This is a genomic window from Massilimicrobiota sp. SW1139, assembly GCF_012027715.1.
GTDB classification, from domain to species: domain Bacteria; phylum Bacillota_I; class Bacilli_A; order Erysipelotrichales; family Coprobacillaceae; genus Allocoprobacillus; species Allocoprobacillus merdigallinarum.
Genome location: NZ_SJOR01000006.1, coordinates 22,528 through 47,611 on the forward strand (window position 1 = coordinate 22,528; position 25,084 = coordinate 47,611).

At 31.7% G+C, this 25,084-nt stretch carries 23 protein-coding genes and 1 other annotated feature; of the genes, 21 read left to right on the forward strand and 2 right to left on the reverse strand.

Annotated elements, in window-relative coordinates; genetic code table 11:
- Positions 1–22: 22 nt before the first annotated feature.
- The 5 genes from pfkA (at position 23) to thrS (ending at position 5,601) form a co-directional block, all read left to right on the forward strand.
- A complete protein-coding gene (pfkA, locus tag E0K96_RS04965; protein WP_168081632.1) occupies positions 23–982 on the forward strand; it encodes a 6-phosphofructokinase in 960 nt (319 codons plus the stop codon).
- 32 nt (positions 983–1,014) lie between these two features.
- Positions 1,015–2,439, forward strand: a complete 1,425-nt coding sequence (pyk, locus tag E0K96_RS04970; protein ID WP_087297967.1) for a pyruvate kinase — start codon at positions 1,015–1,017, stop codon at positions 2,437–2,439.
- 403 nt (positions 2,440–2,842) lie between these two features.
- Positions 2,843–3,121, forward strand: a complete 279-nt coding sequence (locus tag E0K96_RS04975; protein WP_087243336.1) for a hypothetical protein — start codon at positions 2,843–2,845, stop codon at positions 3,119–3,121.
- Between the two features lie 231 nt (positions 3,122–3,352).
- Complete coding sequence (locus E0K96_RS04980) at positions 3,353–3,868, forward strand: GNAT family N-acetyltransferase (RefSeq protein ID WP_168081634.1); 516 nt, start codon at positions 3,353–3,355, stop codon at positions 3,866–3,868.
- On the forward strand, positions 3,868–5,601 hold the full coding sequence (gene thrS, locus E0K96_RS04985; RefSeq protein ID WP_168081636.1) for a threonine--tRNA ligase: 1,734 nt from the start codon (positions 3,868–3,870) through the stop codon (positions 5,599–5,601). Before E0K96_RS04980 ends, thrS begins: the two co-directional genes overlap by 1 nt.
- Positions 5,602–5,671: 70 nt before the next feature.
- On the opposite strand, the gene cysK is transcribed toward thrS, so the two are convergent.
- On the reverse strand, positions 5,672–6,598 hold the full coding sequence (cysK, locus tag E0K96_RS04990) for a cysteine synthase A (RefSeq protein ID WP_168081638.1): 927 nt from the start codon (positions 6,596–6,598) through the stop codon (positions 5,672–5,674).
- 164 nt (positions 6,599–6,762) lie between these two features.
- Between cysK and E0K96_RS04995 the strand changes: the two genes are divergently transcribed.
- The 11 genes from E0K96_RS04995 (at position 6,763) to E0K96_RS05045 (ending at position 16,774) form a co-directional block, all read left to right on the forward strand.
- On the forward strand, positions 6,763–7,113 hold the full coding sequence (locus E0K96_RS04995) for a hypothetical protein (RefSeq protein ID WP_087243331.1): 351 nt from the start codon (positions 6,763–6,765) through the stop codon (positions 7,111–7,113).
- Between the two features lie 9 nt (positions 7,114–7,122).
- Positions 7,123–8,289, forward strand: a complete 1,167-nt coding sequence (locus E0K96_RS05000) for a cation diffusion facilitator family transporter (RefSeq protein WP_168081640.1) — start codon at positions 7,123–7,125, stop codon at positions 8,287–8,289.
- Between the two features lie 40 nt (positions 8,290–8,329).
- Positions 8,330–8,563, forward strand: a binding site (T-box leader).
- Between the two features lie 33 nt (positions 8,564–8,596).
- A complete protein-coding gene (locus tag E0K96_RS05005) occupies positions 8,597–9,616 on the forward strand; it encodes a methionine ABC transporter ATP-binding protein (protein WP_087297994.1) in 1,020 nt (339 codons plus the stop codon).
- Position 9,617: 1 nt separating this feature from the next.
- Positions 9,618–10,283 (forward strand): methionine ABC transporter permease, encoded by a 666-nt coding sequence (locus E0K96_RS05010; RefSeq protein WP_087243328.1) that lies wholly within the window; start codon positions 9,618–9,620, stop codon positions 10,281–10,283.
- Positions 10,284–10,295: 12 nt separating this feature from the next.
- Positions 10,296–11,117, forward strand: coding sequence for a MetQ/NlpA family ABC transporter substrate-binding protein (locus tag E0K96_RS05015; protein WP_168081642.1), 822 nt, complete (start codon positions 10,296–10,298; stop codon positions 11,115–11,117).
- Positions 11,118–11,393: 276 nt separating this feature from the next.
- Positions 11,394–11,612, forward strand: a complete 219-nt coding sequence (gene relB, locus E0K96_RS05020) for a type II toxin-antitoxin system RelB family antitoxin (protein ID WP_087243326.1) — start codon at positions 11,394–11,396, stop codon at positions 11,610–11,612.
- Entirely contained in the window at positions 11,609–11,875 is a 267-nt protein-coding gene (locus tag E0K96_RS05025) for a type II toxin-antitoxin system RelE family toxin (RefSeq protein ID WP_087243325.1), read from the forward strand. The genes relB and E0K96_RS05025 overlap by 4 nt, the downstream gene beginning before the upstream one ends.
- 313 nt (positions 11,876–12,188) lie before the next feature.
- Positions 12,189–12,854, forward strand: a complete 666-nt coding sequence (locus E0K96_RS05030) for a response regulator transcription factor (RefSeq protein WP_168081644.1) — start codon at positions 12,189–12,191, stop codon at positions 12,852–12,854.
- Entirely contained in the window at positions 12,839–13,837 is a 999-nt protein-coding gene (locus E0K96_RS05035) for a sensor histidine kinase (RefSeq protein ID WP_168081646.1), read from the forward strand. Before E0K96_RS05030 ends, E0K96_RS05035 begins: the two co-directional genes overlap by 16 nt.
- Before the next feature lie 55 nt (positions 13,838–13,892).
- The gene (locus E0K96_RS05040) at positions 13,893–16,091 is read left to right on the forward strand and encodes an ABC transporter permease (protein ID WP_168081648.1); all 2,199 of its coding nucleotides are present in this window, start codon (positions 13,893–13,895) and stop codon (positions 16,089–16,091) included.
- Positions 16,088–16,774, forward strand: coding sequence for an ABC transporter ATP-binding protein (locus E0K96_RS05045; protein WP_168081650.1), 687 nt, complete (start codon positions 16,088–16,090; stop codon positions 16,772–16,774). The genes E0K96_RS05040 and E0K96_RS05045 overlap by 4 nt, the downstream gene beginning before the upstream one ends.
- A gap of 26 nt (positions 16,775–16,800) precedes the next feature.
- Here E0K96_RS05045 and E0K96_RS05050 read toward each other — a convergent pair whose 3' ends face one another.
- Positions 16,801–18,591, reverse strand: coding sequence for a flavin reductase (locus E0K96_RS05050; RefSeq protein WP_168081652.1), 1,791 nt, complete (start codon positions 18,589–18,591; stop codon positions 16,801–16,803).
- A 225-nt stretch (positions 18,592–18,816) separates the two neighbouring features.
- On the opposite strand from E0K96_RS05050, the gene ppk1 reads away from it, so the two are divergent.
- The 5 genes from ppk1 (at position 18,817) to E0K96_RS05075 (ending at position 25,084) form a co-directional block, all read left to right on the forward strand.
- Positions 18,817–20,871, forward strand: a complete 2,055-nt coding sequence (gene ppk1, locus E0K96_RS05055) for a polyphosphate kinase 1 (protein WP_168081654.1) — start codon at positions 18,817–18,819, stop codon at positions 20,869–20,871.
- Between the two features lie 4 nt (positions 20,872–20,875).
- Positions 20,876–21,961, forward strand: a complete 1,086-nt coding sequence (locus tag E0K96_RS05060; protein WP_191341047.1) for a 6-phosphofructokinase — start codon at positions 20,876–20,878, stop codon at positions 21,959–21,961.
- Between the two features lie 126 nt (positions 21,962–22,087).
- Positions 22,088–22,564, forward strand: a complete 477-nt coding sequence (locus E0K96_RS05065; protein WP_168081656.1) for a pyridoxamine 5'-phosphate oxidase family protein — start codon at positions 22,088–22,090, stop codon at positions 22,562–22,564.
- 141 nt (positions 22,565–22,705) lie between these two features.
- Complete coding sequence (locus tag E0K96_RS05070; RefSeq protein WP_168081658.1) at positions 22,706–23,287, forward strand: TVP38/TMEM64 family protein; 582 nt, start codon at positions 22,706–22,708, stop codon at positions 23,285–23,287.
- 420 nt (positions 23,288–23,707) lie between these two features.
- Positions 23,708–25,084, forward strand: a complete 1,377-nt coding sequence (locus E0K96_RS05075; RefSeq protein ID WP_168081660.1) for an MBOAT family O-acyltransferase — start codon at positions 23,708–23,710, stop codon at positions 25,082–25,084.

The window sequence follows — 25,084 nt, forward strand, 5'->3', positions numbered from 1 at the left end:
AAAAAGCGAGAGGAGAGTAGTTATGGTGAAATGCATTGGAGTATTAACTTCTGGTGGAGATGCGCCAGGAATGAACGCAGCTATCCGTGCTGTAACAAGAACTTGTTTAAACAAGGGAATTAAAATTTATGGGGTGCGATTAGGATATAAAGGACTTCATGATGGTGAATTTATTGAATTCGATAGCCATAGTACACGTAATATTATTAACATTGGGGGAACATTCTTAAAATCTGCACGTTTTCCTGAATTTAAAGACCCTAAAGTCAGAGAAGAAGCCATTGAACAAATGAAAAAAGTTGGAATGGAAGCTTTGGTTGTTATTGGGGGAGATGGAAGCTATAATGGAGCTTTAAAATTAACAGAAATGGGAATCAACTGTATTGGTATTCCTGGAACAATAGATAATGATATTCCTGATACTGATTTTACAATTGGATTTGATACAGCTTTAAATACAATTGTAGATGCTTTAGATAAATTAAGAGATACATCAAGCTCACATCAAAGATGTACAATTCTTGAAGTTATGGGAAGAAGATGTGGTGACTTAGCTGTTCATGCAGGACTTGCCTGTGGAGCAGAAATGATTGTGACAAGCGAAAGTGGTTTTGATGAAGAAGAAATTATTGAAACTTTAAAACGTTCAAAAGCTTCTGATAAAAAACATGCTTTGGTTGTTATTACTGAACATATTACAGATGTTCATGAACTTGCAAAACGTGTTGAAGAAGCAACTGGTTTTGAAACACGTGCCAATGTTTTAGGACATATGCAAAGAGGTGGACGTCCATCTGCTAGAGATCGTGTTTTAGCTACTCGTATGGGAATCAAAGCTGTTGAATTATTAGAAGAAGGTAAAGGTGGTCTTTGCATCAGTGATGTTAAAGGTGAAATTGTTGGACTACCAATTCAAGAAGTCTTAGGACATAAACGTAAAGTCAATCAAGGTATTTACGAAGATGTATTAAAACTTCGTTAAATATAAACTAAGCTATAGGAGATTAATTGAGAATGAAAGATAAGATGAAGAAAACAAAGATTATTTGTACAATTGGACCTGCATCTGAAGATCCAAAAATGTTAAAAAAATTAGTTTTAGCTGGTATGAATGTTATGCGTTGTAACTTCTCTCATGGTGATTATGAAGAACATGGTAAAAAAATGCAAACAATGCGTGATGTCAATGCTGAACTTGGGACAAACTGTGCTATTTTATTAGATACAAAAGGACCTGAAATTAGAACTGGTGATTTTGAAGGTGGATTTACTGAATTTAAAAAAGGACAAGTATCTACAATCTGTGTGGAAGATATCGTAGGGACTGCAGATCGTTTCACAATCACTTATAAAGATTTATACAAAGATGTTAAACCTGGTGGATTTATCTTAGTGAACGATGGGCAAGTTGAATTATTAGTTGACCATGTTGAAGGAACTGATATCGTTTGTGTTTGTGCAAATGATGGTAAAGTCAAAAATAAACGTGGAATCAATGTTCCTGGTATCGAACTTGGATTTGATTTCATTTCTGAAAAAGATAGAGCTGACTTAGAATTTGGATGTCAACAAGATGTAGATTACATCGCTGCATCATTTGTACGTCGTCCTCAAGACGTTTTAGATGTTAAAAAAGTATTAGTTGAAAATGGAAAACCTGATATTCAAATCATCGCTAAAATTGAAAATAGCGAAGGTGTTGAAAAAATGGATGATATCATTAAAGTTGCTGATGGTATCATGGTTGCACGTGGGGATTTAGGTGTTGAAGTTCCTGCTGAAGATGTACCTTTAATTCAAAAAGAATTAATCAGAAAATGTAAAGCAGCTGGTAAAGTTGTTATTACTGCAACACAAATGCTTGAATCTATGCAAGAAAATCCAAGACCAACTCGTGCTGAAGTCAGCGACGTTGCAAACGCTATTTATGATGGTACTGATGCTATTATGTTATCTGGTGAATCTGCACAAGGTAAATATCCAGAAGAAGCTGTTATGGTTATGAACAAAATTGCAATTAAAACAGAATCTACATTAGATTATGCTTCATTACATAGAAAAGCTGTCAGAACTGCATCTGATGATCCTTCTGAAGCTATCTGTATGTCAGTAGCTGAAATTGCAACAAAATTCAATGTTGCTGCCATCGTTGCATTTACAGAATCTGGATTTACAGCAAAGAAAATGTCTAGATATAGACCAGAATGTCCAATCATTGCGGCAACTCCATATGAAAAAACAACTAAGAAATTAGCAATTAACTGGGGTGTTAAATCTGTAACATGTAAACACATGGATACAACAGAAGGTTTATTAAACTTAGCTGAAGTTATTGCAAAAGAAAACGGTGTTAATGCTGGGGAAACAATCCTTGTTACTGGAGGAACTCCTGGTGTTCGTGGAACAACAAGCTACTTACAATTAATCACTGTTAAATAAATTTTCAATCAATTTCTATTCATGAGAAAAGTATCACTTTCAAAGTGATGCTTTTTTATGTAAAATTTACATTTTAGAGATTTTTTCATATTTTATACACAAAAATATGATATTTTAAATATAGAAAAGAAATAAAGAGAAAGGTATGCTGAAATATGTTTCATCAAGCAGGAGATAAACTGAAGATTTGTTCCTATTTATTTATGATTTTCTATACAATGAAATCACTCATTTTTCGATTACAATATATATTGTCAATTGAAAATTTATTCAGTTTTTCAAAAGATATCGTCTTTGCATTCATTGTGTCATTATTGATTTATGGCTGTAGCTATATAGTGAAATTATATGAAAATAAGGATATTTTATAAACTCAAAAAATGACAGGGGGGGGGTACAAAACGTGACTTATAAAGTATCTAAAATTTTAAAAGTATGTGCTTATATTTTCTTAGTTGGGAGTATCTTACAACAAGGATATACAATAGCGATGAATACATCTTATTTAAATACTGGTGAGCTAATGGGAGTAGAATCGATGCTGATGATGTTGTGGTCTTGTTTTATCTCCTTTTTACTTTCATTAATCATCTATGGATTTGCAGAAATTATTGAATATTATGAAATGAAAAAAACAAAAGATACAGATATCTTGACAAATGAGAATAATGATGTAAAATAACTTTACAAGCAATGATTTAGGATATGTTTTTATAAGTGATTGTTTAGAGAAAAGATGGTTGGTGAAAATCTTTGATAGCTTATAGAAATACTCCCTAATAGGCTACACTCGAAAGAGATTGTCGTAGAACTGCGTTAAAGTTTTGAGGTTATCTGATAGATAATGAATAAAGGTGGTACCACGAGATTTCGTCCTTTGGATGAAATCTCTTTTTTATTAAGGGGGTCAGATATGGAAAAAGGACATTTAGAATTTCCTGATTATCATCATGAAGAATCAATGAAAGCATTGATTCAAGCTATGAAAGATAATCATAATCCTTTTGGTGTCAATGGTGCAGGTTCTTTTGAAAGCTGTTCAAGTTATCAGGAATGGATTTCAAGGGAAAAGAAGAATCATTTAGGCATTGAATTAGAAGATGGTTTTGTTCCAGGGACAGAGTTTTTATATGTTGTCAATAATCAAGTGATTGGTTGTATTCATATCCGTCATTGCTTAAATGAGGCTTTATTCAAACATGGTGGACATATTGGCTATTCCATTCATCCTGATTATCGTAGGCAGGGATATGCTACAGATATGTTGAAACAGGCACTTCAATTTTGTCAACAATGGGAAATTGAACCCGTATTAATCACTTGTCATCAAGATAATGTGGCTTCAAGAAAGACCATTGAAAAATGTGGTGGTGTTTTTGAAAATCAATATGATGATATTTTAAGATTTTGGATAGGAGGAAAGAAATAATGAGAGATTTTATTAATGAAGAAGCTTTAAATACTTTAAATCATTCATGTGCACATGTGATGGCACAGGCAGTTAAGCATTTATATCCTCAAGCTAAATTCTGGGTTGGACCAGTTGTGAGTGAAGGATTCTACTATGATATTGATTTAGGTGACCAGGTGATTACTGATGATGATTTACCTAAAATTGAAAAAGAAATGAAGAAAATCTGTAAAGATGGAAAAAGAATTATCAGAGAAGAAATTTCTAAGGAAGAAGCTTTAGAAATGTTTAAAGATGATCCTTATAAGTTAGATTTAATTCAAGGTTTAGAAGATGGACATATTACATGTTATCGTCAAGGAGACTTCGTTGATTTATGTAGAGGGCCACATGTAGAAACTGTCAAATTATGTAAGAATTTTAAATTATTAAAACATTCTGGAGCTTACTGGAAAGGTGATAAAAACAATAAAGTTCTACAAAGAATTTATGGTGTTTGTTTCCCAACAGCTGAAGAGTTACAGGAACATTTAGACTTTTTAGAAGAAGCTAAAAAAAGAGACCATAAAAAATTAGGAAGAGAACTTGATTTATTTATGATGAGTGAATATGCACCAGGTATGCCATTTTTCTTACCACATGGGATGTTATTAAGAAATACATTAGAACAATACTGGTATGAAGAACATGCCAAAGAAGGATATCAGTTCATTAAAACACCAATCATGATGTCAAGAGAGTTATGGGAAACTTCAGGACATTGGGATAACTATAAAGAAAATATGTATACAAGTGAAGTTGATGAGCGTGAATTTGCGATTAAACCAATGAACTGTCCAGGAAGTATGCTTGTTTATAAAAATGGTTTACATTCTTATAAAGATTTACCACTTCGTATGGGAGAACTTGGACAAGTGCATAGACATGAAGCCAGTGGTGCTTTAAATGGTTTATTTAGAGTACGTACTTTTACACAGGACGATGCACATATCTTTATGACACCTGATCAGATTGAAAGTGAAGTTGTACGTTTGATTTCATTTATTGACCGTGTTTATTCTAATTTAGGCTTACCATATGATATTGAATTATCAACTCGTCCAGAAGAAAAATATATTGGAGATTTAGAAATCTGGGAAAAGAGTGAAGCAGCCTTAGCAGCAGCATGTCAAGCAGCTGGAAAAGACTTTAAAGTCAATCCTGGAGATGGAGCTTTCTATGGTCCAAAACTTGACTTCCATGTCAGAGATTCTTTAGGAAGAGTTTGGCAATGTGGAACAATCCAATTAGATATGAACTTACCAGAAAGATTTGATTTAACATATGTGGATCATAATGGTGAAAAAGTGAGACCAGTTATGTTACATCGTGTGATCTTTGGTTCTATTGAAAGATTTATTGGTATTTTGATTGAACACTTTGCAGGGGCATTCCCATTATGGTTAGCACCAACACAAGTCAAAGTGATTCCAGTTAAAAATGAATATCATTTAGAATATTCAAAAGAAGTCTATAAACTTCTAGAAGACAAAGGAATTCGTGTGGAATTAGATGATCGTGAAGAAAAATTAGGTTATCGTATTCGTGAAGCACAGATGAAGAAGATTCCATATCAGCTAGTCTTAGGTGATAAAGAAAGAGATGAAAGAACTGTGACTTATCGTCAATATGGTGAACAAAAACAAATCACTGTATCATTAGATGAATTTGTAGATATGGTCTTAAAACAAATTGAAGAAAAATCAAGATAAGCGAGTTGAATGACTCGCTTTTTGATTGAAAAGAAAAAGTTATTTCATAGTTTTGAAATAACTTCCTTTTTTATTCATATAATGCTGTTGATAAATAACGATCGCCACCATCAGGTAATAAAACAACAATATTCTTATCTTTGTTTTCAGGCTGTTTAGCTAAAGTTTTAGCAGCATATAAAGCAGCACCTGAAGAAATACCAGTGAGAATTCCTTCTTTTTGAGCAAGCTGTCTAGCTGCTTCAAAAGCTTCATCAGTAGAAACAGTTATTATCTGATTATAAATATGTGTATCTAAAGTTTCAGGAACAAAGTTTGCACCAATACCCTGAAGCTGATGAGGGCCCGTTTGTCCATTTGAAAGGAGTGGAGAATCTTTTGGTTCTACCGCAATGATTTGTACCTGTGGATTCTTTTCTTTTAAATATTGTCCAACTCCACTGATTGTCCCACCAGTTCCAACACCAGCAACAAAGATATCTACCTTTCCATCCATCTGTTCATTAATTTCTGGACCAGTTGATAGATAATGGGCTTTTGGATTACTTGGATTGGTAAACTGACTAGGAATGAAGCTTTGAGGAATATCTTTTGCTAAAGCTTTGGCTTTATTAATGGCTCCAGTCATTCCTTCTTGACCTGGTGTTAAAACAAGCTGGGCACCGAATGCTTTCATGAGTTTTCTTCTTTCTTCACTCATTGTATCAGGCATTACGATAATGACTTCAAAGCCTAAAGCCACGCCAATGGCACATAATCCAATACCTGTATTACCGCTTGTTGGTTCTATAATTGTTGCACCAGGTTGTAGTTTTCCCGATTCTAAAGCATCTAATAACATACCTCTTGCAACACGATCTTTGACACTGCCAGCAGGATTATAATATTCCAGCTTGGCGAATAAATGGGCCTGAGTTTGTTCCTGCTTTTCTATATGATGTAATTGTAGAATAGGTGTTTGTCCTACCATCTCTTGAATACTGTGATAAATTTTCATATCTGAAAACCTCCTTTTTATTGTCCTCATTATAGAAAGTATAGGCTAAAAAAGCAAAGAATATGATAAATCTTTTGTGTGTCATTAATAAGAAAATCATAATATTATTTACCAAATCGTCATATTCTATGTTATAATGAAAAAACATAGAGGGAGGAATAAAAATGATCTGTTATGATAAAAATGATATAAAGGATTTAAAAAATCATGAAGATAAATATTATATGCCAAATGCATTGTTTGATACAATGCAATACAAACTTGTCCGTTTGGAAGTCAAATGGGCTTATGTTGCATGTTTGAATGTTATGTTGAAAACACCATTATATGATTATGATGGATTTGCTTATATTAAAGATGATCATCCTCAAATGATTGAAGTTTTAAAAGACTTAGCTCATAAAAATGTTGATCAGCAAAAAATTGATGGTTATATTCAAGAATTAGAAGATTGTGGACTTGCTCAAAGAAAAGGTAGAAATATTTATTTGAAAAAAATTTCTAATATCTTTTAGGAGGTTATTATGTTTGATTTGATTGTTAAAAAAACAATTCCAAATTATCAAGATACACAAGCACCTGAAATAAGAGAAAAGTATGGAACACTATGTAGTGTTCTTTCTATTATATGTAACTGTGTCATGGTGATCTTTAAATTATTATTTGGATTTATGACACATTCAGTAGCTATTCAGGCTGATGGATTTAACAATCTATCAGATATGGGGAGCAATTTAGCAACACTTTTTGGTTTTAAATTAGCAGGAAAACATCCTGATAGTGACCATCCTTATGGACATGGTCGTTATGAATATATTGCAGGATTAATCATTTCTTTTTTAATTTTATTAGTAGCGTTTTCCTCTTTTAAAGAATCAGTGATGAAAATTATCAAACCTGAATCCCTTCTTTTTACATGGGGTGCAGTCATTGTTTTGGTTGTATCTATCTTTATCAAATTATGGATGGCTTCTTTTAATAGAAAAGCTGGAAAAATCATTGATTCCACATCTTTAAAAGCAGCTTCACAAGATAGTTTAAATGATGTCTGTGCAACTCTTGCAACCTTGGTTTCTTTATGTTTAAGTTTAGTAACCTCATTTCCTGTGGATGGAATAATTGGGGTTATTGTTTCTATTGTTGTGTTTAAGTCAGGAATTGATATTTTTAAGGATACTGTTGATCCATTATTAGGAAAAGCACCTGATAAAGAACTGGTTAATGACATCTATGAGTATGTTCTATCATTTGATCAGGTTTTAGGTATTCATGATTTTATGTTGCATGATTATGGACCTGGACGTCAATATATGACTTTTCATGCTGAAGTGGATTGTCATGAAGATATCATGACTGTTCATGATCAGATTGATGTTATTGAAAGAGATTTATTAGAAAAGTTTAATATTTTAACAACAATCCATATGGATCCTATTGATACAATGGATGAACTTACAAATCAGTTAAAACAGGAAGTTCAAAATATCGTTCAGGCATTGAATCCAAACTATAGCATTCATGATTTTCGACTGGTCAAAGGACCAACACATGTTAATCTGATTTTTGATGTTTTATTGCCTGCTGATGATGAAATTTCACATCAGGAGTTGAAGCAAAAAATCACAGAAGCGATTCAACAAATCAATTCACACTATTTTTGTGTGATACAGATAGATCATGCATTTTTATAAAAAGTATTTGACAAATGTTTATAGACAAGATAATATATTATTAACAACAGTGAAGAGAAGAGTAGTTTATGATGATTTGATAGAGAGTTCTTGGTTGGTGGAAAAGAATAATGAGGCATAAATGAAGATGGTCTTGGAGTTTCATTAGTGAATGATTTAGCTAATGGCGGGTGTACCCGTTATCGTACTAGAGTATGTTGGTACTCGAAGAGATTGTTATAGTGATGTAACGATGAATTAAGGTGGTAACACGGGTTATATACTCGTCCTTAGCGGGACGAGTTTTTTTATTTATAGGAGGGATTTCATGATTGAATTAAAACATATTCAAAAAGTTTTCCATACACCTAAAGGAGATATTCATGCCTGTCAGGATGTTAATTTAACAATCCAGAATGGTGAAATCTTTGGGGTTATTGGATATAGTGGTGCTGGGAAGTCAACACTTGTTCGTATTATTAATCAGCTTGAAAAACAGACAAGTGGAGAAGTCTTTATTGATGGTGAAGATATTTCGTTATACAATGCCAAAGATTTAAGAAAGAAAAGAACAGAGATGGGAATGATTTTTCAACATTTTAATTTATTGTGGTCAAGAACAGTACAAAAAAATATTGAATTGCCATTAGAGATTGCTGGTGTTGAAAAAAGCAAACGTGTTCAAAAAGCAAAAGAATTAATTGAACTGGTTGGATTGCAGGGACGTGAAAATGCTTATCCAAGTGAATTATCTGGTGGACAGAAACAACGTGTAGGTATCGCAAGAGCATTGGCCAATGATCCAAGTATTCTGTTATGTGATGAAGCAACCAGTGCATTGGACCCTGATACAACGGAACAGATTTTAGATTTATTAAAAGATATCAATCAAAAACTCGGGATTACGATTGTCATGATTACACATCAGATGGAAGTCGTACAAAAAATCTGTCATCGCATCGCTGTTATGAGTGAAGGAAAAGTTGTAGAAACAGGTCGTGTCAAAGATATCTTTGAACATCCGCATCATCACATTACCAAACGTTTTGTCAGAGATATATCAAGTAAGATTGATGATGATAAGCAAAATGAAAATCTTAAACAGATTTATCCAGATGGTATTTTATTAAGATTAACATTTGATGAAGATATTTCCAGACAACCTATTGTTTCTCGTGTCATTAAAGAAACAAAATTAGATTTAAGTATTGTTTCAGGAAATCTCACAAATACAATTGATAGTTCTTTTGGAGTATTGATTGTCAATGTCATAGGTGGAACACAACAGGATTATGAAGATGTCATTCAAAAATTTAAAGACTATCAGGTTATTGTGGAGGTGATTTAAGATGAGTGAATTTTTAAGTCAAATTGACTGGGATGCTATGTATGTTGCCATCCAGGAAACATTATTGATGACGGTGATTTCTTTAGTGATTGCTGTTATATTAGGGTTTGTTTTAGGAATCATCCTTTATATCACAAAAGAAGACGGACTTTATCCTCATAAAGTTATTCATCGTATTTTAGATTTTATTATTAATCTTTTTAGAGCTATCCCATTTATTATTTTAATATTCCTGCTTCTACAGTTTACAATTAAAATTATGGGAACAATGTTAGGAGTCAAAGGGGCTTTACCAGCACTGATTCTATCAAGTGCACCCTTCTATGCGAGAATGTGTATGATAGCTTTAAGTGAGATTGATAAAGGAACAATTGAAGCCAGCAAGGCTATGGGGGCAAGTTCCTGGCAGATTATTACAAAGGTTCTTATACCTGAAGCTAAACCAGCATTAATTTCAAGTATGACTGTTATGGCTATTTCTTTGGTAGGTTATACAGCTATGGCAGGATGTATTGGATCTGGAGGACTTGGAAACTTAGCATATATGTATGGATATGCTAGACAAAATATGCCAGTTATGTATACAGCAACATTCTTTGTTTTAGTGATTGTCTTTATTATACAGATTATTGGTGATTTGATTGTGAAAAGAATTGATAAGAGATAGGGAGGAAAACATATGAAAAAATTATTTATTGGAATTTGTGCATTATTTTTAGCTATTGGATTAACAGGTTGTGGAGGTGGAGACACAGCGAGTGATGAAAAAACATTAACTGTTTCTGCAACATTAGATCCACATTCTAAAATCTTAGAGGAAGCTAAACCTATATTGAAAGAAAAATATGACATTGATTTAGAAATTAAAGTGTTGGATGATTACTATATTTTCAACAAAGCTTTAGATGCAGGAGAAGTAGATGCTAACTATTTCCAACATCGTCCATTCTTTGAAGGTGAACTTAGTGAACATGGATATAAAATTGTAGAGGAAGCTGGTATTCATTTAGAGCCATTTGGATTTTATTCTCAGACAATAAAAGATATTAAAGATATTCCTGAAAATGGGGAAGTGATTATTTCTAATTCTGTAGCTGACCATGGAAGAATTCTTGGAATTCTAGAAGATGCTGGAGTGATTAAATTAAGTGATGATGTCGAACGTCTTGAAGCAACAACAGAGGATATTGTATCTAATCCAAAGAATTTATCATTTGAAGAAATTAAACCAGAATTACTTGCGACTGCTTACCAGAATAATCAAGGAGATTTAGTTGCGATTAATGGAAATTATGCTTTACAGGCAGGATTAAATCCAACAGAAGATGCGTTAATTATTGAAACAGTAGATGCTGATAATCCATATGTGAATATTGTTGCAGTACAAGAAGGTCATGAAAATGATGAAAAGATTAAAGCATTGATTGAAGTTTTAAAATCTGATGAAATGAAACAATTTGTAGAAGATGAATATAAAGGTGCTGTAGTCATGGTAGATTAAGATGAGTATTTCTCATCCATTGGCATGAACTTAAGATATACTCTTAGGTTTATGCCTTTTTAATAGGATTTCATATTTGAATTGTGGTATAGGATGATGATGTTATATTTATGAAGGTTATAAAAATAATAGTGGTCGTCCAAATGATTGAATATTTTTGTGAAATTGTAACTTTTATTATGCAAGATATGTAATGAAGTTCCAAAAAATGTATATAATAAAATTGACAGCATAGTATTTGTGTAGTACAATGTATTACAGAAAGAGGTGATTCTTATGAGCTTTTCAATCAGACTGAATGCAGAGGAAGAGAAACTGTTCAAGAGCTATGCTAATTTTCATGGGATTTCTTTAAGTGAAGCAATGAAAACTGCATTGTTGGAAAAAATTGAGGAAGAATACGATATAGCGATTGCCCAACAAGCACATGAAGAATATTTGAAAGACCCTGAAACAATATCACATGAAAATTTTATGAAGGAACTTGGCTTATGAACTACAAAGTTGAATATTCAAAAGCCGCTCAGAAGCAAATTAAGAAAATGGATCGATATACGCAAGTTATGATTATGAGGTGGATAACAAAAAATCTTGTTGGTTGTACTGATCCACGAGCACATGGAAAAGGGTTAAAAGGGAATCTAAAAAACCAATGGAGATATAGAGTGGGGCATTATCGTATTCTATGTGACATAGAAGATGATAAACTCATCATTCTTGTTATTAATATTGGACATAGAAGAGAGATTTACAAATAAAATCTCTCTTTAATTTTGATAAAAATCAAATGGGACATGATTTGAAAGATAGAAAGTGGAAATAGTAAACTTTAAAAGACAGTCGACAAATAAAATGATTGATAAAATATAATAGTAAGATTAAAAGAAAAATTTTAGCACGCTGGGTTTTTAGCCCTTTTTTCGTGTATGTTTTTGATTGAAGCATAATAATAAAAAGGCACAAACTTAAAAACAAAATTATTTTTAAGTCCATGCTATGAGATAAGAGAAATCCTATCTTTTTTCACTTTTATTTCACTTTTCTATGTTACAATAAAATGGGTGATAATAAATGAAAAATATATTGATTGTTGAAGATGATGAACATATACAAATATCATTAAAAGAAGTTTTAGAAACAAAAGGATATCATGTGATTCAGGCCTATCATTATCACGAAGCTATGGATCATGTCTGTGATGATATTCATTTGATCATTTTAGATATACAGTTACCTGGTGGTAATGGCATAGCTTTATGCCGACAGATTCGTAAAAAGTATCATATGCCCATCCTCTATTTAACATGTCGAAATGATGAGGATACCATTGTAGAGGGACTTAATGCTGGTGGTGATGATTATGTCTGTAAACCTTTTGGTATTAAGGAACTTTTAGCAAGAATTGAAGCATTGCTAAGAAGAATTCCTGTTGATGAAGATATTATTTATACTGTAGATTTGAAAATAGATACTAAATCTTATCAGGTATATAAACAGGGACAACTTATAGATTTAGGTTTAATTCCTTATTATATTCTTGTTCATCTTGTTCAACATCAGGGGATTGTTGTGACACGTCAACAACTTTTGATGATGATTGAACATTTAACGGGACATGATTTAGAAGATAATACTCTATCAGTTCATATGAAAAGATTAAGGGAAAAAATAGGAACCTATCATGGTTCTTATATTGAAACAATCAGAGGGGTGGGATATCGATGGATTCAAAAATAAATGCTTATGTTTTAAAAATAATGATACTTCTTTATATCATTATTTTTTGTTTATTAGGTTTCTTTTTGATTTATGATTTTCAAATCATTTGGCTCTGTTTTATGATTTTGTTTGGAAGTTTAGGTCTTCTTTTTTATATCATATGCCAGCATTATCAAAAACAGATGACATATCTTATTCAACAATGTGAAAGCATTATTGAAGATCAGTCAATGTTACCCATGGATGGTGAAGGAACCATCAGTATATTGTCGTTTCAGTTATCGACACTCCAAAAACGATATCATGCTTTATTACAAACCATGTCACAGGAACAAATTAAATTAAAGGATTATATTGAAAACATTTCGCATCAGCTCAAAACACCTATGACATCAATGCGTTTAAATGAAGAAATGCTGATGGAATGTCTGCAGGGTCAAGAGTTATCCAAAGTTCAGCACATTTATCAACAGACATTAAAAATTGAAACATTGGTTAATGATTTATTGACATTAGCTTTATTGGATTCTCACAGCATCCAATTTCAGTTTCAGTTAGAAGATATCACTATGATGATTGAAGATATTGAAAATGATTTGGATTATCTGATGACACAACATGATGTTCATATTCATTTACAGACGACTATACCCAATATCATGTGTGATTATAAATGGTTTAAAGAAGCTTTGATTAACATTTTGAAGAATTGTATAGAATATAGTCAACATCAGACTGTGGATATCCATATTGATGAAACTGAAACACTTATTCGTATTGTGATAAGAGATTACGGACAGGGATTTTCAAAAGAAGATTTAAAACATATCTTTGAACGTTTTTATCGTGGTCAAAATAAACAAAAAAATGGGATTGGTATTGGTATGGCAATGGTGAAAGAAATTGTAGAAGCTCATCATGGCAGTATTCATATTTATAATCAAAATGGTGCTGTTTTTGAAATTTATCTCCCTAAAATTTTCGCAAAGAAAAAATTATAAAAGTCACTGGCATTTAAGTTACGAATGATAAGATATTGACAAGGAGGGAAAGGATATGAATAAGACAATATTTCAATTGGCATATCGCCAAGTTAAAATTCATAAAAGTCAATATCTTTTTATGTGCATATTTATCTTTGTGATGACATTAGCTTTTCATACTTATATCATTGGCACTCAATCTTATCATCAGATGCATAAAGTTTATAATGAAAAGTATTATGGTTCATGGTATATAAAGTATAATGTCCAAAAAGTAGAATTTGACTTATTAAAAGAAGAAATTGCTGATAATCAGGACATAGAATATCATTTTATGTATATGTTAGGACAAACAGATGATGGTTTCGATATTGGTTTTGGTGATGAAGGTTTTTATGATTTTTGTGCAATCACATTAAAAGAAGGACATTTTCCTTTACAAGACAATGAAATTGTTGTCAGTGATGATTTATCCTATAAAATCAATGATCTTGTAGAAGTGGATCTTTTAGGAACAAAGAAAATGAAAGTTGTCGGAATTGTCCATAATTCTCAAAATCTGTTCTGTGATATTTACACTTTACCACAGGATAATTATGAGGAAGTGATTATGTATTGTGATTCATTATATGACTCACCACAAAATTTAGTACCATTTCATGATTCTTATTATATAGAAGAAAATGCTAATGTTTATGGATACAATCATAATGAAGCGTGGAACGATTTTTATACGATTTCTGCAAATCTTGGTGTCTTTTTACAGGCGGGTTTTTTAATCGCAGTATCATTAATTGCTTTGACGACAACACTTTTAAAAAGACGTGTCAAAGAATTTGCATTACTAAGAGGAATTGGAATGACAACCAAACAACTTTTTCTTATGGAAATGTATGAAATTGCCTTATGCAGTGTTCTTTCCATATTATCAGCAACTCTTCTTGCACCACTACTTTCCTATTTAATTATTTATTATATATCCGTATCACAGGAATGTTTTATTTATGTATTTTCATTAGCTACTTATCTCTTTTATACTTTCATTTTATTTTTAAGTGTTCTCTGTTTCTTTATCTATCCTGCTAGAAAATCTTCATCTCAGGCATTAAATGGAACCTTTGATCATGCACAGTTTAAATATTTTGATGTGAGAATCAACCAATTAAAATATCTTTATAAATGGCGTATAGCCTGGAGAGAATGGAAAACTCATAAAAAAATGAATGTTTTATTTATTGTTTTGATTTGTTTATGCAGTGTACCATTACTGATTAACCAAATAATCAGGGGATATAAAGAGGAAATGATACAACCAGAGAGTTATATCTATGATTGTAAAAACACTTATTATTTTGAAGTAGAAGGGGATATCAATCAGTTAAAGCAAATTGAACAGCTTGATTTTCCTGAAATAGATAAGTATTCTTATCAAAATGAGGCTTATGAATCACCTTCTAGTAGTTCATCATCATCACAAATGACAAAACTTAATGATGAATTGATGAAAAAAGCACAAATAGAAGGGACATATCCACAAAAAGAAAATGAAGTTCTAGTGAACGAATATGCAAATATAGCGATAGGAGATACTGTAAAAATAGAAAATCACAATTTTTATGTTACAGGAATTGTACAATCATATACTATCGAAGGCGATAGGTCTAATGATTATAATAGTTTTGATTATCAGCTCATCAATGGTGAGATTTTTATGACAAAAGAAGCTTTCGATAAAATGTTTTCATCATCTTATCCTGTATTATGTATCTGGTATGACGATTTTGAAGAGCGTGATCAATATTTACAAATGATTGAAGATAATGATATTGGAGGAATATCTATCTATGATATGGGATTGAAAGAATTTACACGATATAATGGGTCAATTGAAGAAATACCACTTCTTGTAGATAATGAAATGATGATTGTTGGACTCACTATGTTTTTTATTCTATGTTATTACTTGAATAAAAATTATCTCATCAATCATCAAAGAGATTATATGATGATGAGAATTGTGGGAATGACAAAAAGAGAAATGTTAATCAAAGAAGTAGAAAAAGGTTTTTATTCTTTTGTCATTATTAATATTATGAATATAACTTTGATTTTATTGGTAGAATCTTATCTTCAGATTGTCTATATTCCTATAGTGGAATTTCTTGTGATGAGTTTTATATGTTTAGGTATATGTGTGGTTATTTATATGATGCCATTATATGTTTTATGGAATGATTTAATGAATATTGATAATGGAGGTGGATTATCATGATCATTTTAGATGGGAAGAATTTAAGAAAAACTTATGGATATGCTGAAAACAAGGTAGATGCGATTAAGAATATTTCAATAGAAATTGAAGAAGGTTCTTTTGTGGCTGTTGTTGGAACCAGTGGTAGTGGGAAGAGTACTTTATTGCATGTATTGGCTGGTTTGGTAAAGCCAAATGCTGGAAAAGTTTATTTACAAGGAGAATCACTCTATGATATGAATGATGATCGTTTAACGCGTTTAAGAAGGAGAAAAATGGGATTTGTGTTTCAATTCTTTAATCTGATTACAACTCATAATGTGATTGAAAATATTGTTTTACCAATTCATTTAGATAATAGACAGGTGGATGAAGAATATGTGGATGAGATTATTGATTTATTGAAACTTAAGGAAAAGAAATATGCCTTTATTCATGAACTTTCAGGTGGACAACAGCAACGTGTTGCAATTGCTAGAGCACTGGCCTCTAAACCAGCAATTATCTTTGCCGATGAGCCAACTGGAAATTTAGATGCGAAGAGTTCACAGGAAGTGATTCAATTATTAAAAATAGCACAAAGAAAATATCATGAAACTGTGATTATGGTGACACATGATGAAATGATTGCTAATGTAGCTGATCGTATTTTACGTATTGAAGATGGACAAATCATACAGGATACGGCACAAAAAAACGAATGATTGTATAAATCATTCGTTTTGCATTTTTATTGAATTGGTTCAAAATCAATAGCACCATGTTTACATAATGGACAGATGTAGTCTTCTGGAAGAACATCTCCTTCATAAATGTAACCACAGATTTTACATACAAATCCTTTTTTGCCTTCTGTTTGAGGTTTTGGTTTGACATGATTTTGATAATATGTATAAGTCATTGTATCTAAATCAGAAATGACACGCGCTTCTGTTACTTTACATATAAACATACCATGTGTCTGTAAGTCTACATATTCTTCAACTTCAAGTGACATAAAAGCATTAATATAACGAGGTAAGAAAGCTAAACCGTTATCAGCATATAATGGTTCAAAACCATCGAATTTATTAACTGTACGACCACTTTGGAAACCAAATCTTTCAAAAATACTAAATGGAGCATCAACAGATAAACAGTTGACATTCATTTTTCCAGTCTGTTTAATGACATGATGTGAATAATTTTGTTTATTAATATTCACCGCAACACGATTTGGATTATCACTGACTTGTGTGACAGTATTAACAATTAATCCGTTATCTTGTTTACCATCATGACTTGTCACAACATAAAGTCCATAACCAATTTTAAATAAAGCACTCATATCATGTTTATTTGCTTTATCATTAGATTTGGCAATATAGTCACGACATAATTCATCCGCTAATTGGTCAATGGCTTCTTGACTTGCACTATTTAATGCTGATTTAACAGTGACATGATTTTCAGCCCAAGTTATGTTTTTACAGTTTTCTAACATGCCTTTCATGACTTTACAAGCCATCGGAGCCCATGATCCATTTTCTATTAATGCGATTGTACGATTTTGGAAATTTCTTTCCGTTAAATGATGAATGAATTCTTTCATGAATGGGAAAACATCTGCATTATAAGTCACTGAAGCTAAAACAAGCTTACCATATCGAAAAGCATCGCTTACACATAAAGCCATATCATCACGTGCTAAATCATGCATAACAACCTTTGGACATCCTTTTTCTGTTAATTTTGATGCCAATAAATCAACTGCTTTTTGAGTATGTCCATAAATAGAATTATAAGCAATCATAACACCATCTGTTTCGACACTATAAGATGACCAAGTCTGATAAAGATTCAAATAATGTGATAGATTGTCTTTTAAAACAGGTCCATGTAATGGACAGATCATTTGAATATCTAAAGTTGCAGCTTTTTTAAGCACTGCCTGGACTTGTGCACCATATTTTCCAACAATACCAATGTAGTAACGACGTGCTTCATCATCCCAGTCTTCTTTAACATCGTTAGCTCCAAATTTTCCAAATCCATCTGCTGAAAATAAAATCTTATCCTTTTGATCATAGGTCATCATTACTTCAGGCCAATGTACCATTGGCGCAAATACAAATGATAATGTATGTTGACCTAAACATAATTCTTCACCATTTTTCACAACTAATCTTTGATAGTTTTCATCTAAAGCGAAGAACTGTTCTATCATCATAAATGTTTTAGCATTCCCCACTAATGTTGTGTTAGGGTAAACTTTCATAAAGTTTAAGATATTAGCAGAATGGTCAGGTTCCATATGTTGAATAATTAAATAATCAGGCTGACGCCCTTGTAAAACTTCATCAATATTATCTAGCCATTCATGTGTAAAATGAATATCTACAGTATCCATTATTGCAATCTTTTCATCTAAAATTACATAAGAATTATAAGCCATACCATTTGGGACAACGTATTGTCCTTCAAATAAATCAATATGATGGTCATTAACACCTACATATCTGATATCTTTTGTTATTTCCATACTTTGTGCTCCTTTCAATATCTCTATTCATTATAGTCATATCCTAGTGAAAAATCAATGTCGATGTGCAAAACAAAAAATGTTTATTTTCATGATAAAAAAGTGTAAAATAAAAATATAAAATCAATGTAAAGAAAACCTAAAGTTTTTGTAAATAAGATAAATAAGCTTGATTATATGAATAAGACATATTATTTTTTTATTGACATATATAAGGAGGAAATTATGAGAGGTTGTAGAGAAAATAGAGAATTATCATGGTTAAAATTCAACGACCGTGTTTTAATGCAGGCAAAGGATAAAAAAGTACCTTTAGGGGAACAGTTAAACTTTGTATCTATCTTTCAATCCAATATGGATGAATTTTTTATGGTGCGCATTGGAACACTATATGATCAAATGTTATTTTACCCATCTTCTAAAGATAATAAAACACAAATGACAGGAGAAGAACAATTAAAAGCCTGTTTAACAAGGGTTGGTTTTTTAAATCGTAAAAAAGATCGTATCTATGCACGTATGATGGATGATTTAAAAGAATATGGTTGGGGTATTGTCAAATATCATCAATTAAAGAATAAAGAAGATCGTAAATATTTTGAAAAATATTTTGATTCAGAAATCTTACCTTTGATTTCACCACAGGTTGTATCTAAAAGACAGCCATTTCCTTTTTTAAATAATAAAGAGTTATATATTATTGTTCAGTTAGAATCTAAAAAAGGAAAACGTAAAATGGGGATTGTCTCTTGTGGTAACGCTATTGATGAAAGAATGTTGGCAGTCCCAAGTATGCAAGGTCAGTTTATTTTAGTAGAAGATATTATTTTACATTTTGTATCTAAAGTCTTTAGTAAATATACTATTAAAAATAAAGGTTTTATTCGTGTCACAAGAAGTGCTGATATTGATGAAGATGATCATTCTTTGGAAGGACATGATGATTATCGTGAAATGATGGAAACTTTGATTAAACAACGTCGTAAATTATGTCCAATTCGTTTGGAAATTTCAGAAGGATTGGAAGATTTGGAGATTATGATGTTGATGAACTTCTTGAATTTAAAGAAAAATCAGGTCTTTTTATCACAGGCTCCTTTAGATTTAGGTTTTATTGGTACATTAAGAGATCATTTACGTATGTTACATCCACAGTTATTTTATAAGAAATTAGAGCCAAGAAATAGTCCAATGGTTGAAAATGCTGTGCCTATGATTAAACAGATTAGTAAAAAAGATATTTTACTGGCATATCCTTTTGAATCTATGTCACCATTTTTAAGACTATTAGATGAAGCTAGCCGTGATCCACATGTTGCAAGTATCAAGATGACATTGTATCGTGTCGCTAAAAATTCTAAGATTGTTAAATCTTTAATTAGAGCAGCTGATAATGGAAAAGAAGTCGTTGTTTTGGTAGAATTAAGAGCACGTTTTGATGAAGAAAATAATATTGACTGGTCAAAACGTCTAGAAGCGGCTGGATGTCGTGTGATCTATGGATTGGATGGTTATAAAGTTCATTCTAAACTTTGTTTAATTACTTATAAAAATAGTCAAGGTGTTCAATATGTTTCACAGATTGGAACAGGAAACTATAATGAAAATACCGCTAAACTTTATACAGATTTATCTTTAATGACACATCATCATGAATTAGGTGAAGAAATTAATGATGTCTTTAATCATTTAAGTTTAGGGGAAACTATGTCGCATACAGAGCATTTGATGGTGGCACCACACTGTATGTTGTCAAAAATCTGTGAATATATTGATGAACAAATCGCATTAGCTAAAGAAGGTAAAGAAGCTTATGTTGGATTTAAATGTAATTCTGTGACATCAAAAACAATGATTAATAAGTTAATTGAAGCCAGTCAGGCAGGTGTTAAGATTGATATGATTGTCAGAGGAATTTGTTGTATTATTCCTCATGTAGAAGGTTATACTGATAATATCCGTGTGATTTCTATTGTAGGGCGTTATCTGGAACATTCACGTATTTATATTTTTGGAACTGGTGAAGACAAAAAAGTTTATATTTCTTCAGCTGATTTAATGACAAGAAATCTAGAAAGACGTGTTGAAGTTGCGACACCTATTTTTGATAAAAAGATTCAAAATATCATTTGTTCAATGTTCAATACTATGTTGAATGATAATGTGAAAGCTTGTGAATTATTGGGAGATGGAAGTTATAAACGTATTAAAAATAAACAGACTGCAATGAATAGTCAGGAATACTTTTTTAAAAAAGGAATTGATGTAAAGGAGTCATGATATTGTGAGAGTGGGTATTTTAACAAGTGGTGGTGATTGTCAGGCTTTAAATGCGACAATGAGAGGACTGGCTAAAACACTTTATCAACAGAAAAAAGATATTGAAATTATTGGTTTTTTAGATGGGTATAAAGGTCTTATGTATGAAAACTATCGTATTATGAAACCTGAAGATTTTGAAGATATATTGAATCTTGGTGGTACCATTTTAGGGACTTCAAGATGTCCATTTAAAAAAATGCGTGTGATTGAAAATGGTTTTGATAAAGTGGCTGCTATGAAAAAAACATATCAAAAATTAAAATTAGACTGTTTAGCCATTCTTGGTGGTAATGGATCATTAAAAACTGCCAATCTGTTATCACAGGAAGGGTTGAATGTTATTGGGTTGCCTAAAACCATTGATAATGATACATGGGGAACAGATTATACATTTGGCTTTCAGTCAGCTATTGATATCGCAACAAGATATTTAGATGAAATTCAAACAACTGCTGCCAGCCATAGCCGTGTGTTTGTTGTAGAAATCATGGGACATAAAGTTGGACATATCTGCTTATCAGCTGGGATTGCCGCTGGTGCTGATATTATCCTATTACCTGAAATTCCTTATGATATCGAAGTTGTTGCGGGAGAGATTGAAAAGAAAGTGAAAGCAGGAAAAAAACATATTGTGATTGCCTGTGCAGAAGGGGCTATTTCTAAAGAAGAATCACTGCTTTCAAAGAAACAATATAAATTGAAAGTCGCAACGCGAGAAGGACATTCTGTTGTTTATGAAATCGCCAATAAGTTATCACATTATATTGATAAAGAGATACGTGTATCTTGTGCCGGACATGCTCAACGCGGTGGACAGCCTTGTGCATATGATCGAGAAATATCAACATTATTTGGTATTGAAGGTGCTAAACTGATTATGAATAAGGATTTTGGAAAACTGGTTGTTTTTGTCAATCATCGTCTTGATGCTATTCCATTAGAAGAAACTGCTGGGAAATTAAAATATGTTGATGTACAAGGTGATACTGTCAAAAATGCTAAATTGATGGGAATTTCTTTTGGTGATGAGATGACTTTGTCAAAGTGAAGATCATTAAGAATCAGACTTATTTAACAGGTCTGATTTTTTTGTTAATATTTTTAACATTTTACTATTGATAGAGAATTGTTTTATAATTGAGTAAAGGAATAATGAAAGAGGAAGGATTTTGTTATGTTTAGAAACATGAGAAGAGTGAAAAATGAGATTTCTGTAGAAAAAGCTAAAGAGTTATTAAAAAAGAATAGAAGAGCAGCATTATCAGTTCATGGAGATGATGGTTATCCATATACAATTCCTATTAATTTTTATTATGATGAAGATGAAAATAAAATTTATTTTCATAGTGCAAAAGCTGGACATAAGATTGATGCAATAAAAAACAATGATAAAATCTGTTTGACAACATGGGATGATGGTTATCTGGTAGAGGGAGATTGGGCTTTTTATGTATCCTCTTGTGTGGTCTTTGGGCGTGCTAAATTGATTGAAGATCGTCAAGTCACAGAAGATAAAGCGAGAATATTAGCTTTAAAATATTTCCCAACAGTAGAAGAAGTGGAATATGTCATTAAAAAGAGTATTGATCGTGTTCAACTGGTTGCTATTGAAATTGAACATATTTCAGGTAAGAAGATTCATGAAAAATAAAGGGTGTGTCTAAATCATGATCGACTTTGATTTGTTTTAATTAGAAAAATAAGTCAAAATACAAAATAGTTAGAAAATATTAAGAATTTGTACATTATTTTATTCTTTTTTTGGGGTTATGCTTTTATTGAGGTGGAAAGTATGACTTTAAAATCAACGAAATGGTTAACAGTAGCAGGAACTGTTGCCTTATGTCTATTTCTTGTTTATTTGGGACAATCCCATTATTTGTCTCATCCAGAAAGTCTACAGTTATATTTAAAAAGAACAGGGGTTATCGCACCTGTTATATTCATACTTATTCAAATTGTACAGGTCATTATTCCAATTATCCCTGGTGGTGTCAGTAGTGGGATAGGTGTTATTGTATTTGGAGCTGTTGAAGGCTTTCTATATAATTATGTAGGATTGCTTATTGGTTCTTATATTGTTTTTCAATTAGTGAAAAAATATGGCCAAAATTTTATATTGAAAGTCACTGATCAAAAAACATATGATAAATATATTGGATGGCTTGATAAAGGTCAAAAATTTGAAATCTTTTTTTCTTTAGCAATTTTGCTGCCCGGTTTTCCAGATGATATATTATGTATGATTGCTGGTCTTACCAGTATGTCAACAAAAAAATTTATGATAATTAATATTCTTTGTAAACCAATAGGATTGTTTTTCTATTCTTATGGAATAAAAGAGCTGTTAGGCATTTTAGGACAGTTCTTTTAAATGTTGAGCTTTGCCGTACAGGTTAATACATATAAAAATGATTTGATTAAAGTGATGTTATATTGATATATCAAAAGAAGCCAATCGTTATGATTGACTTCTTTTTTTGAAATGAAACTTTTATAAAGTACACAAGAAATACACAAAATTTCCATAGTAATTTCATAACAATTTTATATGATGAATTTTGTAAAAAAGAAATGAAAAATAAGATTGATAAGGAATGATTTTATGGCTTTTAATACATTGGTTTTTTTATTGTTTTTCCTATTTGTTTTAGTCGGAAGCTTTCTTGTTCCCGCAAAGTGGAAATGGGTTTTTCTGTTGCTTTCAAGTTACTTTTTTTATTGTTATGCAAGTGTGAAGTTCTTGATATTTATTTTGTTGACGACACTGAGTTCTTATATGGCCACTCTGTATATGGGCAAGCAATATCAGATGGAAAGGAGTCAAACATCAACAAAAGAATATAAAAAGAAATGTCATTTGAAAAGAAAAAGAGTACTGATTCTCACATTAGTATTGAATTTTGGAATTTTATTATTTTTAAAATATTTTAATTTCTTTTCAGAGAATATGAATCATTTATTAGAAACATTGTCTTTGGGAAGTCAGATACCAACACTTCATCTGATCCTACCATTGGGAATTTCTTTCTATACATTTCAGACCATGTCTTATGTTATTGATGTTTATTGGGGGAAAATTGAACCAGAACGCAATCTGGCAAAAGTGGCTTTATTTGTGTCTTTCTTTCCACAAATTCTTCAGGGACCTATTGGTAGATTTAAAGATTTGGCTCCCCAACTTTATGCACCCAAAAAGGCAAGTTATCGTGATTTGAAATTTGGCTTACAGTTAATGTTATGGGGTTATTTTAAGAAAATGATTATTGCTGATAGAGCTGCAGTCATAGCTGATTTTGTCTTTGAAAATTATATGAATGTCTCAGGTATGGGCGTTGCTTTAGGAGTCTTTATGTATGCTATTCAGGATTATACTGATTTTTCAGGCTGTATAGATATTGCACGTGGATGTGCACAGACAATGGGAATTACCATGGCAGAAAATTTTCGTCGTCCTTATTTCTCAAAGACTGTTTCAGAATTTTGGAGAAGATGGCATATGTCATTGGGAAGTTGGATGAAAGATTATGTTTTTTATCCATTCTCATTGACTCCCGGGGTTAGACAAATAGGAAAATTCGCAAAGAAGCGTTTTGGTAAACACATTGGTCGAACTTTACCTATCGCTTTAGGAAATTTACTAGTCTTCTTTTTGGTGGGTGTATGGCATGGAGCACAATGGAATTATATTATCTGGGGAATCTTTTATGGATTCTTAATAGCAATCAGTGGACTGATGAAACCAGTTTGGAATTATTTGAATCAAAAGCTACATATATCTGTTCAATCTCGTAGCTTTCAGCTCTTTCAGATATTGCGTACCTTTTGGATAACTTGTGTAGGATGTATTATTTTTAGAGCAGTGACACTTACAGATGTATGGCGTGTTTTTCTCAAATGTTTTCATTTCTATGAATTTCCATTAGATATTAAAAAAGAGCTTGTTTCATTTGGATTGAATGGTAAAAATTATGTTGTTTTGTTGATAGGGTTGATTGTTTTATTGATTGTAGATATTCTTCAGGAGAAAAAGAGTGTTCGTGAACGTATTGAAAAAAGGTCTATCTGGATACGTTGGGGACTTTATCTTGTTGCATTTCTCATTATTTTATTGTTTGGCATGTATGGTCCAGGATATGATCAAACACAATTTGTATATATGCAGTTTTAA

Bases quoted from the DNA above. Each gene is read 5' to 3' on its own strand.
- pfkA (WP_168081632.1), top strand. From the start codon at position 23: ATGGTGAAATGCATTGGAGTATTAACTTCTGGTGGAGATGCGCCAGGA.
- pyk (WP_087297967.1), top strand. From the start codon at position 1,015: ATGAAAGATAAGATGAAGAAAACAAAGATTATTTGTACAATTGGACCT.
- E0K96_RS04980 (WP_168081634.1), top strand. From the start codon at position 3,353: ATGGAAAAAGGACATTTAGAATTTCCTGATTATCATCATGAAGAATCA.
- thrS (WP_168081636.1), top strand. From the start codon at position 3,868: ATGAGAGATTTTATTAATGAAGAAGCTTTAAATACTTTAAATCATTCA.
- cysK (WP_168081638.1), bottom strand. From the start codon at position 6,598: ATGAAAATTTATCACAGTATTCAAGAGATGGTAGGACAAACACCTATT.
- E0K96_RS04995 (WP_087243331.1), top strand. From the start codon at position 6,763: ATGATCTGTTATGATAAAAATGATATAAAGGATTTAAAAAATCATGAA.
- E0K96_RS05000 (WP_168081640.1), top strand. From the start codon at position 7,123: ATGTTTGATTTGATTGTTAAAAAAACAATTCCAAATTATCAAGATACA.
- E0K96_RS05005 (WP_087297994.1), top strand. From the start codon at position 8,597: ATGATTGAATTAAAACATATTCAAAAAGTTTTCCATACACCTAAAGGA.
- E0K96_RS05010 (WP_087243328.1), top strand. From the start codon at position 9,618: ATGAGTGAATTTTTAAGTCAAATTGACTGGGATGCTATGTATGTTGCC.
- E0K96_RS05015 (WP_168081642.1), top strand. From the start codon at position 10,296: ATGAAAAAATTATTTATTGGAATTTGTGCATTATTTTTAGCTATTGGA.
- relB (WP_087243326.1), top strand. From the start codon at position 11,394: ATGAGCTTTTCAATCAGACTGAATGCAGAGGAAGAGAAACTGTTCAAG.
- E0K96_RS05025 (WP_087243325.1), top strand. From the start codon at position 11,609: ATGAACTACAAAGTTGAATATTCAAAAGCCGCTCAGAAGCAAATTAAG.
- E0K96_RS05030 (WP_168081644.1), top strand. From the start codon at position 12,189: ATGAAAAATATATTGATTGTTGAAGATGATGAACATATACAAATATCA.
- E0K96_RS05035 (WP_168081646.1), top strand. From the start codon at position 12,839: ATGGATTCAAAAATAAATGCTTATGTTTTAAAAATAATGATACTTCTT.
- E0K96_RS05040 (WP_168081648.1), top strand. From the start codon at position 13,893: ATGAATAAGACAATATTTCAATTGGCATATCGCCAAGTTAAAATTCAT.
- E0K96_RS05045 (WP_168081650.1), top strand. From the start codon at position 16,088: ATGATCATTTTAGATGGGAAGAATTTAAGAAAAACTTATGGATATGCT.
- E0K96_RS05050 (WP_168081652.1), bottom strand. From the start codon at position 18,591: ATGGAAATAACAAAAGATATCAGATATGTAGGTGTTAATGACCATCAT.
- ppk1 (WP_168081654.1), top strand. From the start codon at position 18,817: ATGAGAGGTTGTAGAGAAAATAGAGAATTATCATGGTTAAAATTCAAC.
- E0K96_RS05065 (WP_168081656.1), top strand. From the start codon at position 22,088: ATGTTTAGAAACATGAGAAGAGTGAAAAATGAGATTTCTGTAGAAAAA.
- E0K96_RS05070 (WP_168081658.1), top strand. From the start codon at position 22,706: ATGACTTTAAAATCAACGAAATGGTTAACAGTAGCAGGAACTGTTGCC.
- E0K96_RS05075 (WP_168081660.1), top strand. From the start codon at position 23,708: ATGGGCAAGCAATATCAGATGGAAAGGAGTCAAACATCAACAAAAGAA.